This is a genomic window from Marinobacter sediminicola (genome assembly GCF_031157525.1).
Classification (GTDB): domain Bacteria; phylum Pseudomonadota; class Gammaproteobacteria; order Pseudomonadales; family Oleiphilaceae; genus Marinobacter; species Marinobacter sediminicola.
Map to the genome: position 1 here is coordinate 185078 of NZ_JAVIXR010000002.1, position 15593 is coordinate 200670.

Annotated in this window: 15 protein-coding genes; 5 read left to right on the forward strand and 10 right to left on the reverse strand. The window is 53.5% G+C overall.

Going from position 1 to position 15593, the window contains the following annotated elements; genetic code table 11:
- Positions 1–7 precede the first annotated feature (7 nt).
- On the reverse strand, positions 8–898 hold the full coding sequence (locus RG807_RS03565) for a bile acid:sodium symporter family protein (protein WP_309043655.1): 891 nt from the start codon (positions 896–898) through the stop codon (positions 8–10).
- Between the two features lie 215 nt (positions 899–1113).
- On the opposite strand from RG807_RS03565, the gene RG807_RS03570 reads away from it, so the two are divergent.
- Positions 1114–2556 carry a WS/DGAT/MGAT family O-acyltransferase gene (locus RG807_RS03570; protein WP_309043656.1) on the forward strand — a complete coding sequence of 481 codons (1443 nt, stop codon included), beginning with the start codon at positions 1114–1116 and terminating at the stop codon, positions 2554–2556.
- A gap of 29 nt (positions 2557–2585) precedes the next feature.
- On the opposite strand, the gene RG807_RS03575 is transcribed toward RG807_RS03570, so the two are convergent.
- Complete coding sequence (locus RG807_RS03575; protein ID WP_309043657.1) at positions 2586–3206, reverse strand: TetR family transcriptional regulator; 621 nt, start codon at positions 3204–3206, stop codon at positions 2586–2588.
- A 196-nt stretch (positions 3207–3402) separates the two neighbouring features.
- On the opposite strand from RG807_RS03575, the gene RG807_RS03580 reads away from it, so the two are divergent.
- Complete coding sequence (locus RG807_RS03580) at positions 3403–4518, forward strand: ferredoxin reductase (protein WP_309043658.1); 1116 nt, start codon at positions 3403–3405, stop codon at positions 4516–4518.
- 10 nt (positions 4519–4528) lie between these two features.
- Positions 4529–5608, forward strand: a complete 1080-nt coding sequence (locus tag RG807_RS03585) for a fatty acid desaturase family protein (protein WP_309043659.1) — start codon at positions 4529–4531, stop codon at positions 5606–5608.
- Between the two features lie 35 nt (positions 5609–5643).
- On the opposite strand, the gene RG807_RS03590 is transcribed toward RG807_RS03585, so the two are convergent.
- The 3 genes from RG807_RS03590 to RG807_RS03600 are packed head-to-tail and all read right to left on the reverse strand — an operon-like array spanning position 5644 to position 6742.
- The gene (locus RG807_RS03590; RefSeq protein WP_298448977.1) at positions 5644–6081 is read right to left on the reverse strand and encodes an RrF2 family transcriptional regulator; all 438 of its coding nucleotides are present in this window, start codon (positions 6079–6081) and stop codon (positions 5644–5646) included.
- A gap of 29 nt (positions 6082–6110) precedes the next feature.
- A complete protein-coding gene (locus RG807_RS03595) occupies positions 6111–6479 on the reverse strand; it encodes a YbaN family protein (RefSeq protein ID WP_309043660.1) in 369 nt (122 codons plus the stop codon).
- A 47-nt stretch (positions 6480–6526) separates the two neighbouring features.
- Positions 6527–6742 carry a hypothetical protein gene (locus RG807_RS03600; RefSeq protein ID WP_309043661.1) on the reverse strand — a complete coding sequence of 72 codons (216 nt, stop codon included), beginning with the start codon at positions 6740–6742 and terminating at the stop codon, positions 6527–6529.
- Between the two features lie 244 nt (positions 6743–6986).
- Here RG807_RS03600 and moaA point away from each other — a divergent pair, with 244 nt between their 5' ends.
- Together moaA and RG807_RS03610 are read left to right on the forward strand one after the other, a co-directional pair.
- Positions 6987–7979: a GTP 3',8-cyclase MoaA gene (gene moaA / locus RG807_RS03605; protein WP_309043662.1), complete on the forward strand. Its 993-nt coding sequence runs from the start codon at positions 6987–6989 to the stop codon at positions 7977–7979.
- A 142-nt stretch (positions 7980–8121) separates the two neighbouring features.
- Positions 8122–9852 (forward strand): thiamine pyrophosphate-binding protein, encoded by a 1731-nt coding sequence (locus tag RG807_RS03610; RefSeq protein ID WP_309043663.1) that lies wholly within the window; start codon positions 8122–8124, stop codon positions 9850–9852.
- On the opposite strand, the gene RG807_RS03615 is transcribed toward RG807_RS03610, so the two are convergent.
- The 5 genes from RG807_RS03615 to nosZ all read right to left on the reverse strand — a co-directional run bounded on the left by RG807_RS03615 (position 9849) and on the right by nosZ (position 15564).
- Positions 9849–10391 carry a nitrous oxide reductase accessory protein NosL gene (locus tag RG807_RS03615; protein WP_309043664.1) on the reverse strand — a complete coding sequence of 181 codons (543 nt, stop codon included), beginning with the start codon at positions 10389–10391 and terminating at the stop codon, positions 9849–9851. The two genes, RG807_RS03610 and RG807_RS03615, sit on opposite strands and share 4 nt — an antisense overlap.
- Positions 10392–10433: 42 nt before the next feature.
- Positions 10434–11264, reverse strand: a complete 831-nt coding sequence (locus tag RG807_RS03620) for an ABC transporter permease (protein ID WP_309043665.1) — start codon at positions 11262–11264, stop codon at positions 10434–10436.
- A complete protein-coding gene (locus RG807_RS03625; protein WP_309043666.1) occupies positions 11261–12193 on the reverse strand; it encodes an ABC transporter ATP-binding protein in 933 nt (310 codons plus the stop codon). Before RG807_RS03625 ends, RG807_RS03620 begins: the two co-directional genes overlap by 4 nt.
- Positions 12193–13458, reverse strand: a complete 1266-nt coding sequence (locus tag RG807_RS03630; protein WP_309043667.1) for a nitrous oxide reductase family maturation protein NosD — start codon at positions 13456–13458, stop codon at positions 12193–12195. The genes RG807_RS03625 and RG807_RS03630 overlap by 1 nt, the downstream gene beginning before the upstream one ends.
- A 210-nt stretch (positions 13459–13668) precedes the next feature.
- Positions 13669–15564 (reverse strand): TAT-dependent nitrous-oxide reductase, encoded by a 1896-nt coding sequence (gene nosZ / locus RG807_RS03635; protein ID WP_298448993.1) that lies wholly within the window; start codon positions 15562–15564, stop codon positions 13669–13671.
- Positions 15565–15593: the final 29 nt, after the last annotated feature.

Genomic DNA, 15593 nt, shown 5'->3' on the forward strand with positions numbered 1-15593 from the left:
CTGCTGCCTACCCTTGTTCCGCAATATCAGGGGTGGCTTTCGGAATAAGGCGCCGGCCATACATGGCAAGCAAGAACCCGATAGGAAACATCAGCACACCATACACCGCAGCGGGAATGGACATGGCACTGGACTCCAGAAGCGTGAGCGTGACCATCAGGCCGATCGTGCCATTCTTAACCCCCAGCTCCACCGCAACAGCCAAGGATTCCCGCTGAGTCAGGCTCGCCGCCCGGCCTGCGAGCAAACCGATGAAAATACCCACCACATTAAGCAGAATCGTTGCAGGCCCTGCCTGCTTCAACAGATCCCATATTTCATCCCGCACGCCGTAAACGATGACAGCAATCAAAACAGCCAACACAACACCACCGAACACACTCACAATACTCTCGGCTTTACGCGCCACCTCAGGTTTGCGTGAACGCACCAGCATGCCGATTGCCACGGGGAACAGAACGATACCCGTCAACATGCCGATGGTTTTCCATACCGGCAATACAATGTCGTGCTCCGTGCCCATGTAGAATTTCAGAGCGATATTGGTGAACAGCGGTAGCGTGAGAATGGTGATCAGGCTTGCGCTAACTGTCAGCACTATGGACAGCGCAATATTGCCCCTGGCAAGTAACACAAAGAGGTTGGATGTTGTTCCTCCGGGGCAGGCGGCAATAATAACCAGGCCCACCGCAATGGCTGGCGGCACTGCCAGCAGTGACGCAAGCGCAAACGCCACCAGTGGCATCAACAAAATTTGCGCCACAGTTCCAATGATCATGCCTTTGGGATAAACAGCCACCTGGCGAAAATCACGAAGGGTGAGGGTCATACCTATACCGATCATAATAATAAACAGGGCGAGCGGCAGACCTGCTGAGATAAGGGGACTGGATTCCACAGTGCCTCCGATGTTGTTGTTTTTATTAATTCAATAGTGTGAACCTACCACAAGCATTCCACTTTCGGGAGCATGAAAGCAACAAAAGTCCGTAGGTCTGCCTTGCATTTTTTTCGCCAGGGTGATCGTCTGTTTGGTCTGCAACCCGTATACTTGCAAGCAACAACTAAAAGTCTAACTTTGAAGCCCCTATTTTGGGCAGAGGTGCGCAAGGAATGAAACGCCTGGGAACACTGGATGCCTCGTGGCTAGCCGTAGAGACCGAAGACACCCCGATGCATGTCGGCAACATGCTGATCTTTTCTTTACCGGAGGGTGCACCGGACACCTTCCTGCGCGATATGGTGCTCAGCATGAAAGAAACCGGGGAAATTGCGCCTCCCTGGTGTTCAAAGCTGGCATGGTCCGGCGCGATCGGCCGGCTACTTGCGCCCGCCTGGAAGCACGACAAGAATCTTGACCTTGATTACCACGTTCGCCACTCAGCCCTCCCTAAGCCTGGCGGCGAAAGAGAACTCGGCGTTCTGGTATCGCGTCTGCATTCCAACCCTCTGGATTTTGCACGTCCGCTCTGGGAATGCCACGTTATCGAGGGTTTGGAAAACAACCGCTTTGCGCTTTACACCAAAATGCATCACTCAATGATTGACGGCATCAGCGGCGTGCGCCTGCTTCAAAGGGTATTGAGCACAAACCCGGATGAACGCGGCATGTTGCCACCCTGGGCCATGCGCCCGGAAACACTAAAGCCTGCCAAAGGAGAGAGCAGACAAAGCGTTCCCTCTGTATTTTCTCAAGCACTGGACGCTGTCAAGTTGCAGGCTGACATGGCACCCACGCTCTGGCGTGCAGGCAGCCGGCTCTTGCAATCTAGCCGCCACCCGGAAGAGGGCCTTACAGCCCCCTTTGCGGGGCCTGTTTCAAAGATCAATCACCGGGTAACCGGCCAGCGCCGCTTCGCTACCCAGCACTATCAACTTGATCGCCTGAAAGATCTGGCCCACGCATCCAAATCGTCCCTGAACGACATCGTTCTTTATCTATGCGGCACGGCGCTCCGGCGCTTTTTGATAGAGCAAAACGATCTGCCAACCACTGCTCTTACAGCGGGCATTCCTGTAAACATTCGGCCGGCGGATGATCAGGGCACGGGCACGGCAATCAGCTTCATGATCGCCTCTCTGGCGACAAACGAATCCGATCCTCTGACCCGTTTGCAGAGCATAAAATCGTCCACACATCAGGCCAAAGAACACCTGCAAAAGCTGCCCAAAAGCGCCCTCACCCAATACACTATGCTATTGATGTCGCCGTATATTTTGCAGCTATTATCCGGCCTTGGCGGTCGTATGCGCCCAGTGTTCAACGTGACCATCTCGAACGTACCCGGCCCCCAGAAGCCCTTGTATTACGAGGGCGCCAAGCTGGAAGCCATGTATCCGGTGTCGCTGATTGCACACGGCGGCGCACTGAACATTACCTGCCTGAGCTACGCGGGATCGTTAAACTTCGGGTTTACCGGCTGCCGGGATACCCTACCCAGCATGCAGAAACTGGCGGTGTACACAGGCGAAGCTTTGGATGAATTAGAGAAACTGATACTTCCGCCCAAGCGTAAGCCCAAAAAAGCACAGGCCCGCAAAAGCACGAAGCCTTGAATGGAATGCAGGCAGCTCTGACTTCAGGGCTACCTGTCCCAGTGTGCCGCACCAACGAAGATAAGCTGAAGGTAGCGGCACGTCCGCTTCCTTATTTGTTCTATTTGATACTCATCATCCGCCGACACACCGATTAGATCCGTAAGGCTGAAGGCTACACTGCGAACCACCAGATCGCAGGTCATATCCAGATCGCTATCGGAAAGGTGGTCCACCATTTTCAGCCGCCGCAAATCGTTCGCCAGTTCGCTGACAAAGTACCGCATTTCACTGCGTATACCATCCTGAATAGCCCGGCTCTCACCCGCCAGTCCCTGCGCCATGAACAAAAAATAACTGCGGTTTGCCTGGGCGTGACTGACAAAGATACCCACCGACTCTTCAATCAGCTTATCGGCCTGAAGCACGTTTTCACGCGCCTCCCGCATCATTCGTCGCAGCACTAGCCCAAGCTCATCAACCAGCTGTAGCCCAAGATCATCCATATTGCGGAAGTGCCGGTAAAAAGAAGTGGGCACCACGCCAGCCTGGCGGGTCACCTCACGAATACCAAGGCTGGCAAAATGCCTGCCTTTTCCCACGAGCGTGAGCACAGCACTCATCAGCTTTTCACGGGTTTCACCGGGTTTGCGCTTTTTTCGTTCTGACATTGCCTGTCCATACCGCAGTTATCGTTGAATCCAAGTAACAAGTGTACACATGCAAGGACTTTAAAGCATCGAGGGCTTGTCATATTGCGCCAAACAAACGACCCCCGTTGTGCGCCCACACACCAATGTGTACAGTCGTACACAACATGTGAACAAGTGTACACATGAAGTCATGGCCGCATCAGGAGAAAACATCATGCTGGCAAGAATCCCCCAAACAAGAGCTCTGCACTGGCTTGGAAAGCAGCTTTTTAACCGGACTGATCCGGCTGCCTTCTTCGATCCACTGTTAGAGACAGTTGACCCCATGCTGGTGCAGGGTCAAACGCTCGCGCGCGTTGAGCAAATAGTTCAGGAAACCGCTGACACACGCACATTTGTACTAAAACCTGCAGCACGTTGGGCGGGTTTTCAGGCCGGTCAACACGTCAATATTTGCGTTGAGATCAACGGCGTCTTGCGCACCCGTACCTTTAGTCTCTCAAGTTCACCGGAGTTATGGGCCAAACAGGGGCTTGTCACCCTGACCATCAAACGTCTGCCTGGTGGTCTGGTAACCAACTGGCTGCACGACAACCTGAGAGACGGTCAGGTGCTGGGGCTGGGCGCGGCTTTCGGCGATTTTCTACTGCCTGAAACGGCGCAGCCTGTGCTGTTTATTGCAGGCGGTAGTGGGATCACACCTGTTTTGAGTCATCTGGAAACCATGGCAGCCCAGGACTTCCGGGCACCGGTCACCCTGCTCTATTTCGTGCGCACCCAGCAGGACATCATAGCCTCCGAGCGGTTGCATGCTCTTGAACGCCGCTACACCGCACTAACCCTGAAAATCATCCAGACGGATGAAAGTGACAAGCCCCGGTATTTAAAAAGTCAGGACCTGGAAGCGGTGCCCGGACTCAAAGCCAGACAGGTGTTCCTCTGCGGCCCTATGGGTCTAATGGACCTGGCCAACAAACAACTGCACGAGCATGGCGTTCGCGAAACGGATATTCACAGCACCTTCTTTTCTACAGTAGCTCCCGCACTGAACGCAGACCTTGCGAACCAGGCTCTTGGCGGCAAGGTGCAGTTTGGAAAGAGCAACCTGCAAGCCAGCTCCGAGGGCGATGCCAGCCTTCTGGAAATTGCAGAGGCCTCAGGTCTTTCGCCCCGCCACGGCTGCCGTATGGGCATTTGCCATCAATGCAGCTGTCGCAAAACCAGCGGCACAGTCGTTAACAGGCTCACAGGCAAGGCCTCAGGACCGGGGGAAGAAAGCGTTCAACTTTGTATATCCATTCCCCATGGCCCTGTGAGCATCGAGATTTAAGGAGCAAAACATGAAACAGATGACCGAAAACCAACTCCAGGAATTGGCGCAAGACCTGAACAGCATTCGGGATGAAATCGTCGCGGATCTTGGAGAGCGGGATGCCAACTACATTCGTCGGGTCATTCGCTTACACCGTGCTCTTGAAGTGGGTGGCCGGGTAATGATGCCATTCGGCTTTATCCCGCCGGTATTTGTGGCCGCAACGGTCTCACTGGGCCTATCCAAAATCATTGAGAACATGGAGATTGGGCATAACGTGATGCACGGCCAGTATGACTGGATGAACGATCCCTCCCTGCACTCTCAATCCTACGAATGGGATACCGCGTGCTCATCCGATTCCTGGCGTCGCACGCATAATTATGAGCACCACACCTACACCAACATCATCGGCAAAGATCGGGACTATGGCTATGCACTGCTGCGCCTGAGCGATGATGAAAAATGGCACCCCGCCCACAGCCTGCAGTTTTTAAGCTACATAATGCTCAGTGTTTTCTTTCAGTGGGGCGTAAGCCTGCATGAATTGGAGTTTGAACGGGTAAGGCGCGGAGAGATCCGCATGCGCGACAAGATTCCATTCCTGAAAGACACGCTGCGAAAAGGTGGGCGACAGGTTTTCAAGGATTACGTGTTCTTCCCCCTCATTACCTTTCCGGTAGCGCCCATTGTGTTGGCCGGAAACCTCGGCGCCAACCTGATGCGCAATCTGTGGTCGTCCACAGTGATTTTCTGCGGCCACTTCACTGAGGATGCAGAAACCTTCGACGAGAAAGACTGCGAAAATGAAAGCAAAGGACACTGGTATTTGCGCCAGCTTACCGGTTCTTCAAATTTTACCGGCAATAAATTGATGCACCTGCTTAGCGGGCACCTGAGCTATCAGGTCGAGCACCACATTTTCCCGGACCTGCCAGCACACCGATACCCCGAGGTTTCCGAGAAAGTTCAGGAAGTCTGCCGTAAGTATGGCATCCACTACAACACCGGCAGCTTCAGGCACCAATACGGCACGGTCGTAAAAAGAATACTGAAATACTCGTTACCAGACCGGCTACGGATGAGGCTTGAGAGCCAACCGGCCTGAAACTTGCCAGGGTAGAAAGACAGAAAGGAGGGTGATCAGGCGATTTGCAGCAGTTTTAATAATTGCGGTTGGTGCTGATCATTCATGATGTCTTTCAATGTGTATTTGTCGAGCACCGAAAGGAATGCCTGCAGGGCTTCTCCGAATATGGGTTTAAGCCCACAAACCGGAGAGATTTTGCAGGTGTTCTTATCGGAATAGCACTCAACAATACTGAGGTCATGCTCAGTATCACGCACCAGCATACCTATGTTGATATCCTCAGGTGCCCTGTGCAGCCTCATACCACCCTTTTTTCCGCGTACTGTTTCTATGTAGCCATTCTTGTTGAGCTGGTGCACCACCTTCATCAGGTGGTTTTTGGAGATGTCGTAGCTGTCTGCAATTTCCTGGATAGTTGTCAGGCGATCCCCCTGCACCGTCAGATAAATCAGCACGCGAAGCGAGTAATCGGTGTAACGGGTAATATGCATTCAACACTCCGGTTATTCTATGAAAGCGATCAGTACGAAGGCCTGGTAAGCAAATAAGACGCTACGCCCACGAGGAAAGTTCCCGAGATGGCCAAAACCACGGTAGCCGCACCCATCGCGAATAGTATTCCCCAGCTCAACGCCATCATGCCACAAGCGAGCACTTTGGCCCTTAAGGGTATAACCCTATTCCGACGCCAGTCTCTGATGGCGGGGCCAAACGACGGGTGCTCTTCAAGCCAACTGGCAAATGCCGGGGAGCCCTTGCTCGCAAAAAACGCTGCCAGCAAAACAAAAGGCGTGGTCGGCAATAGTGGCAACACCACACCGATGGCGGCTAACCCTATGGATATATACGCAAGAACCCTGAAACCTGTTTTTCCGGGTCGCACGGTCATAGCGAAGACCTCAGCATTGTTCAATCTTTCACCTATTCTACCGTTTATCAGTGAACAGGTCTTCCCAAGCGACTTAAAAACACCAACCGAGCGACGTAGGATATTTTGATACCAACGGCAAACAGCAAGGTACCCACATGGGCCAGTACCTGAATCATCATGGGGAATCGGCCGGCCAGGGGGTACGCCATCAAGACTGTGGCAATCAACCCGATCAAAGACCAAACCATCGCACTATTGGCTCGAAACAGCAGTTTTTCCATTCTATTCTCCAGCAAATTATCTTTGGGCTTATGCCGCCAACCATTAACATGTATTTTATAATCATGTTTAGAGCGAAAATCAATCACTTTCTGACTGAATAAAGAATCCCCGCACAATGTTTACTGTAAACGAGCGCCACCAGGCTTACCCCGCGAGGGGTATCTGATTCAGGGTTTGATTCTGCGATACTGGAGCTATACTCAATCCGTAAGCGCGCATTCAGCAGTTACAGGAAAGAAGCCAATGTCCAACAGCAAGCTGACAGACCGTTTTGGCAGAACCGTCAATTACGTACGCCTGTCCGTTACCGACCGCTGCGACTTCCGCTGCGTTTATTGCATGGCAGAGGAGATGACTTTTCTGCCCCGGCAACAGGTTTTGACGCTTGAGGAGATTGCCCGGGTTGCCAAAACATTTGTGTCCCTGGGCACGGAAAAAATCCGCCTGACAGGTGGCGAGCCGCTGGTTCGCAAAGACATTCTCGAACTGGTTCGGGAGATAGGCACCTACGGCCTGCGTGATTTTGCCATGACCACCAATGGCAGCCAGTTGTCTACCATGGCAGAGCCCCTGCGCAAAGCCGGCCTGAAACGATTGAATATCAGCCTGGATTCTCTGGACCCGGAAAAATTCGCCAGTATTACTCGCACAGGCAAACTGTCGCGAGTGCTGGAAGGTATAGACGCTGCAAGAGATGCCGGTTTTAAAGGCATTAAACTGAATACCGTGGTAATGAAAGGTGGCAATGATCACGAAGTTCCGGATCTGATCGAGTTTGCACGGAAGAAAAACGTCGATATCACCTTTATTGAGGAAATGCCTTTAGGCGAGATTTCCGAGCACGATCGAGGGCAAGCTCTCTGCACCAGTGATGAAGTCCGCGACATTGTTCGCCAGCATCACGACCTGATGCCTACCCCTGAAGACTCCGGCGGCCCCGCGCGTTATTACCGGATGTCGGACAGCCCCATCAAGGTGGGTTTCATTTCGCCCCACTCCCACAACTTCTGCTCCACCTGCAATCGCGTGCGGGTAACCGTTGAAGGCCGATTACTCCTGTGCCTTGGCAACGAGCATTCCGTAGACCTTCGCCGGGTACTTCGTGGCCATCCGGTAACCGATGACAAACTACGGCAAACCATCATCGACTCCATGGATCTGAAGCCGGAACGCCATCATTTCTCCAGCAACGGCGATGTACAGATTCTGCGCTTCATGAATATGACCGGGGGATGATCCCCCGGGTGCTGGGCTCATTCCCGCCCAATCCCGCCGCTTAAAAACTCTTCCACGCCTTAACACTCTCCACTTCACTGGCCTGATTGATCGTTAAGCATTAAGCTCTTGAACTCAAAACAATAATACTCAGGGCATATTCATGAAAAAAACCGGCGCGACTCTCGTTCGCCACGCTTTGGAACAACTCGGTATACGTCGCACATTCGGCATTCCCGGCGTCCATACCACCGAAATCTATGATGAGCTGAACCGCTCTGAAAGCATTGAGCCAACACTTGTTACCCATGAGTGTGGTGGTGCCTTTATGGCCGATGCCATCAGCCGCACCGGTGCTGAACTGGGCACACTTCTGATTGTGCCTGCCGCGGGGGTTACCCATGCTGCAAGCGGCATTGGCGAAGCAGGCATTGATGGCATACCCATGCTGATTATTTCTGGTGGGATTCATTCGGAATCCGGGCACAGATACCAACTCCACGAGATGGATCAGCACGCTCTGCTCAAGCCGATTACCAAGAAAACCTGGCGCATTGCCAGTCATCGGGAAATTATCCCTACACTTTACGAAGCCTATAACGTGGCCATGGGCGGCGAGCCCGGCCCCGTCTTTATCGAAATTCCGGTCAACATAAGCAACTTTCTGGGCGACGTGGACGACATGCCTCTTTTTCAGGCACCGCCGCCACCAGTACAGCCAGATCAGGCGTTGGTTGATGCAGCAGCTCAGGCACTGGTGCAGGCTAAGCAAGCGGGCATTTTCGCGGGCTGGGGTTCTGTTGATGCCCAGGCTGGGCTGATCGAGTTGGCAGAGCTACTGGATGCGCCTGTTTCAACAACTCTTCAGGGTCTAAGCGCCTTCCCGGGCAACCATCCTTTGCACACCGGCATGGGCATGGGCAATTACGCGGTTCCGGCAGCAACCAATGCTTTTGCCAAGATAGATTGCCTGTTAGCGATAGGGACGCGGTTTTCGGAAATCCCCACGGGGAGCTATGGCATTAGTCCGCCCGAGACTCTGATTCACATGGACATCAACCCCGAGGTATTCAGCGCCAACTACCCAGCCAGCCATACGATTGAGGGGGACGCGAGAGTTACACTGCCCGCGCTTCTCAAGGCTGTAAAAGCCCTGCAGCCCTCGGCATCCAACACCGGCATTCGCGAGGAGATTGCAAAAGACAAAGCCGCCTACAAGAAAGAGTGGCGGGATCACGACAGCGGCGACCGGGTAAACCCGGAGCTGTTTTTCAGCCAATTACGCGAACGCCTTGCTGATGATGCAATTGTCGTCGCAGACGATGGCAACCATACGTTCCTGGTGGCCGAGCTATTACCCATATTGGGTGCGCGGAACTACATGTCTCCCAGCGACTTCAACGCCATGGGCTACTGTGTTCCTGGTGCCATCGGCGCAAAGCTGGCGAATCCCACTCGTCAGGTAGTCGGTATCGTAGGCGACGGTGCACTACTGATGACCGGCATGGAATTGGTAACAGCTGCACGCTTGGAAGTTGGGCTGATAATTTTTGTATTCAACGATGGTGAGTTGTCGCAGATTGCACAGGCGCAGCAAATTCCGTACAACAAGAAAACCTGCACCGTGCTCGGGTCGATGGACTATGAGGCCTTTGCCAAAGCCGTGGGTGTCGAGTTTGTATCAATGGCTGGAAATCAGAATATTTCTGAAAGTCTGGAGATCGCTATGCTGAAATCGGCCGCCGGGCGGCCGGTTCTGGTAGACGTACGCATCGACTATTCCAAACCGACCCGGTTCACCAAAGGCGTGGTAAAAACCAACCTTGGCAGAATGGCGACCCGAGACAAGGTTAGGGTTGTGGGGCGGGCGCTTTGGAGAAAAGTCCGACCTTAGTGCTGCATATCACCATGCATATCCCCCATTGGCATCTCTGTATTGAGATGCTCCAGGGTGATTGCGTCATAAGTTAATAGCTCTCCTCCATGCTCCGCCATGAATCCCTGGGCAGCCGCTTCTGTGGAGAAGGATGCCAGGGTCTTGCCCATGGCGCCTTTGCGCTCAGAACCCACCACGTACACAGCCTCGCGGGCATCGATCAGGGCGGCATCATCCGGGCTGGCCCATTCGGTTTGGCTCATGTCGTGAACGTACAGGGTGTGCTTGCGCACGACGTTCTCGGGCTGCAGCGCCCAAGCGAACATATCGCGTGTGGAGCAGAACTTGTGGACTGTTTGCTCTTTCTCGGTAATCACTTCGCCCTTGGGGCCGGGGAAACGGGTGATGGCCATGCCGCATACGTGGCATTCATCACCAGATTCGATGTGCACGGGCGCAGGCTTTTCGACGACCTTCTCCGCTTCGCCCGAGCATCCCACCAGAAGCAATGCGAACATCAACAGTAACGGCAGGGATTTGATTTGAGCAGACTTCATGGAGCTCTCCATAGTGTAATTGCCATAGTGTGGTTGCGGAAATCAGATGCGACGGCCACGGAACAGTGCCCAGGCGCCGGCTAAAGGAATAACAAACCAGAGAATCAGTGCCAGCCAAAGCCCGCTCGGGCCAATTGGCAAATCAGAGCCAAGACTAAGAACACCGCTAAGTTGAGTGCTATCGCTGAAGGTAACTATATTCAGCAAACGGTATATGTCGGTCGGGTTCAGCAACAGGAGCCATGGCAACAATTCCGGGTTGAACTCACCCTGGCTGGCGACCAATGTACCCAGCAGCAACAAATCGAAAACAAGCACAAAAAAGAACCAGATCGCCAGGGCCAGTCCGGCGGCAATGGGCTTCTCACTGACCCGCACGCTGACCACATAGGCCAGTGCAATGAAGCTCCAACCCAGCAACGTTGTCGAAATAATGAAGCGCAACATGGCGACAGTCAGAGCACCAACGGCAACGTCTTCTACCAACAAGGCAATAGCAACGCCTGCTACGCCAAAGCCTATTAAGGTCGCCAAAGCCAATGTCAGCCCGTGCCCCAGAAACTTCCCGAACAGCAACTGCCCGCGGCTTAGCGGATAGGTCATTAATAATAGAAGCGTACCGCCCTCTTCCTCACCTACAATGGCGTCGTAAGCCAGTAGCAGCGCAATGAGCGGAATAAGAAAGATACCCAGGCTCGCCAGGCTGGCAATGGTTGCAGGGGTAGACGCATAACCCACCTGCCCCGAGGCCGCTGCACCAAACCAGGCTATGCCCACCGCAAGCGTGGCAAACACCAAAGCAATGGCGATCAGCCAACGGTTCCGCAGGCTGTCGCTTAATTCTTTACGTGCAATTGTCCAGATGCTATTCACTGAGCACCTCCACGATGGGCAAGCCCACCCGAACCGATAAAGTGCACGTACACATCCTCCAGAGTTGGCTCGTAAATACCCAAATCACGCACTTCGCCCGATGCAACCAAAGCCTTCACCAACTCCATTTTTTCTGCTGGCCGAACATCTACACGCAGCCGCCCGTTGGCCTGATGCATCATCAGCCCTGCTGAAGCCGGGGCATTATTTACAACCGCCTCCAGCGCCGCCACGGTGTTTTCAGGCTCTATAGAAAGGGTTGTGGGCATATTCGCTTGCCGGCGCAAGGATGCGAGATCCCCCGCCGCCTTCAGGCTGCCATCCGTCAGAATCGCAGCCCGATCAATGTAAGGTTCCACGCCGGGAAGTACATGGGAGCATAGGACAACACCCGTTCCATCGTCCCGCAGCGTTCGTAATAAACGGTAGAGGTCAGCGGTAGCTATTGGGTCCAAACCAACCGTGGGCTCATCCAGCATCAGCAAACGCGGTTTTCCAAGCAAGGCCTGGGCAAGCCCCAAGCGCTGACGCATACCTTTGGAATAGGTTTTGACCCGGGCATCCATGGCATCATCCAGCCCTACCTGCCCCAGCAACTCAGGAACCTGCCGCAGACTGGCGCCTTTCAGGCGGGCAAAGTGGGCGAGAATTTCACGGCCGGTCAGCTGCGGATAAAACATTACGTTTTCAGGCAAGTAACCGATGTACTGGCTGATTTTGGGATCGCCGGCCTCGCCACCGAGCACGGAAACCTTGCCCTGCGACGGCGTCATCAGCCCCAGAATCAACTTGATGCTGGTGGTTTTGCCAGCGCCATTATGGCCAAACAACCCGAGAATTTCCCCGGGCTCAAGACGCAGATCAACGCCATTCAATACCAGCGCTCTATCGTACCGGTAGCTCACATTCTCAAGACGAAAACAGCTCATCAGGACTCCGGCTCCAACAATTTTGGGGGGCTCATCAAGGGGTGCGAATCTTTAACTCCTGCAGCCTTTACAACAGGAAACGCTTCCTGAACCCAACGCAGTGTATCCACCGCCGGGCTGAACATCAGGATTTTTGCCTCGGGGTAGGTCCACAACAAACGATCAACATTATCGTTAGGCTCGTAAGGCACATCACCAATACCATCCTGGTTACGATCCCAGCCCAGGTAATCACTCCAGTAATTGCCCACACCGTCCTTCGACCATTCCTGCGTGCGCAGGGCTACATACTTAACCTGCCGCTGGTTGTTGATAAACGCATTGCGGAACACATCATTATCTTCCGAGCCGGCGGTCAGGTGAATACCCACCCCACTGTCCCGAAACACATTGTTTTCAAAGGTGTTATACAAAGAGTTATAGATGAAAACAGCCTTGCCTTCCGCGCCGGAAACCGACACCCCGGCCGTCTGCCCTTGAGACACTCCCGAAACCACATTCCCCCGCAGCACCGACTGGGTAATGAAGTTCATCAGAATGCCGTAATTCTCATCGTTCTCGGAACGGTTATTAATCACCGTAAGACGCTTACTCTGCATCAACGCATAACCCGTTCGGGTTCCTCGGGTCACATTGCCTTCCAGGAGATTATCCATGGAATACATGTAGTGAATCCCGTAACGCAGATCCGCCATGGTGTTATTGCGAATCCTGTTCCTGTTCGCCGTCTCAATATAAATCGCATCCCGAGTCTGGCGAATATCATTGCCTTCAATCAAAGCCCCGGTGGTATTGAACAGATGAATGCCATTACCCCGATCGTTCGGGCGAACCGTCGCATCCCCCCGAATCGTATTATTCTTCACCGTCGCATCTGGTGCTGCATCCAACCAAACACCAAACGCCGAACCCTGCAGATCGTTATTCTCAACCGTTACCTTGCTGGCTTCCCGCTTAACAAACACACCGGCATTCAACTCATTCAAATCCGTACCCCAGTTCCGGATACGACAACCGGTAAGCGTTACACCCTCCGCCTGAATCTCCACCCCATTGCCCTGACCACCGCCATCAATAAGCGTTTCAGACCCACAGGCCACAGTCACATCCGGCACCCGGATGGCGATAGATGGAAGAGTTTCGGAAGGAAGGTTAAAAGTCGCGCCCGCCTCCAAATCATCCAACTGTTGCTGAATATCGGCCTGAGCGGTCAGCGATAGCAAGGCGACTGTCAGGGCCGCCCCTAAACGCATAATGTGGTGCATCAAATAAGTTCTCGAGCTAAAAGCTACTGCCAAATTCGGGCAAGAGACTGGAAGAGCGCTTTCCAAAACTGTGCGGAGCCAGGGATGGCGGAGCCAAGCGTACAAGGACGTATCCACAGCGTGTTTTGGAAAGCGCTCTTCCAGTGTCTTGCTACTCCAAAGTCAGAAATAACCGGAGCCCCATACAGAGCTCCGGTCAAAACGCTTATATTAAGCCGGCTCTACCAACATCCGCCCCGTCATCTCCATGTGCAGAGCGTGACAGAACCAGTTGCAGTAGTACCAATGAACACCAGGCTTATCCGCAATGAAGGTCACCGAAGAGGTCTGCTGAGGGCTGATCTCCATGCCCACACCGTGGTTTACCATACAGAAACCGTGAGTCACATCCTCAATGGTATCCTGGTTAGTAACATACACAGTTACCTCATCGCCCTGCTTCACCTTGAACTCAGTCAGGCCAAACATAGGTGCAACCGACGTCATGTAAACGCGAACCTTGTTACCGTCGCGAATCACCTTGTTGTCATACTCCAGAGCAACTCCGTCTTTCTCCGCCTGAGCACGGGCACCGGCGAAATACGGATCGTCACGGGTGTAAACCTTCTTGGTTTTAATCTGATCACGGCGAACCAGAATACAGTCGTGCGGCTCTGCGAACGCAGGACCATCGTGAACCAGCTTCATTTCCTCGCCAGAAATATCGATCAACTGATCGTTCTCCGGGTGCAGAGGGCCAACCGGCAAGAAGCGGTCCTTCGAGAACTTGGACAACACAACCAACCACTTACCATCGGCATCGCGGGATTCTGTCAGAGATGCATGGTTATGGCCTGGCTGGTAATGCACATCCAGCTTCTGGCGCAGGTAGTTCACCTTCTCGCCATTGTAGTGCTTGATGGCATCCGCAATGTTCCACTTGGCTACCTGGCTATCGATAAACAGCGTGGTATAAGCGTTACCGCGACCATCATAGGTTGTGTGCAGAGGCCCAAGACCCAGCTCCGGCTCGGCAACAATCACATCACGAAGTTCGATTTTGTCATCAAACACATCGTCCAGCTTGTCGATGGCGATCACCGAACAGGTTGGCGATAGCTTACCGGCGGCAATGAAGTACTTGCCATCTGGTGACGTGTTAACGCCGTGCGGGTTCTTTGGCACAGGAATATAACGGGTCAGCCTGGATTTACCACGGCCATCAACCACTGGAACTTTAGAGTCGCCCAGAGTTTTGAAATCGCCATTCTTGACGGCTTCCTCAATGCGCTCAATGTTGAACACAACTACCCAGTCGCGGTCGTTACGCATGGTGCCGGCCAAATCCGTCGCTTTCTCGGAGTTGTAGCAGGTAGACGCCGCATATTTGCCAGTGTAATCAGCGTCTGTGTTGTCGAGGTTGCCGTCTACAATCACCTGCCAGGCGACTTCCATGGTTTCCGCGTCCAGCGCGTTAAACATGGTGTAGCTGTTCTCCATGGAGAAATCGCTACCGTCGTTGGGGTGCGGAATCATATATTCTGCGTTGCAGAACACATACTTGGTGTGGGGCACTTTCTGCAGGCGCAACCCGTGAATGGCCTGCACGTTCGGAACGTGAGTAATCTTGTCGCACTTCATGATATCCAGGCGGATACGGGCGACACGGGTGTTGGCCTTGTCGTTGATGAACAGGTACTTGCCATCGTAACGACCGTCGGTCATGGAAACGTGCGGGTGGTGACAATCGCCGTTCAGGTAGGTTTTGTCGCGACCCAGAATATCCTTACTTTCGTTAGTGATACCCCAGCCTGTGGCTGAATCAACGTTGAATACGGGGATCCGCATGATTTCACGCATGGATGGAACGCCAAGAACACGAACCTCACCCTGGTGGCCACCGCTCCAGAAACCGTAGTATTCGTCCAGTTCGCCCGGCCCTACGTGAATCTTGTTCTGAGCTTCCTTCGCTGCAGCAGCAAATGACTCACGGGTCATTACAGCGCCACCAAGGCCTGCAGCACCCACTGCGCCAGCCAGAGCAGTCGCGCCCAGGAAGCGACGACGGCTCAACCCGCTTTCGCCATTTTCGGCAAGATCCTTTCCTAACTCTTCTTTCTTTTTCATAGCATTGAACTCCGTTATTGGTAATGGCG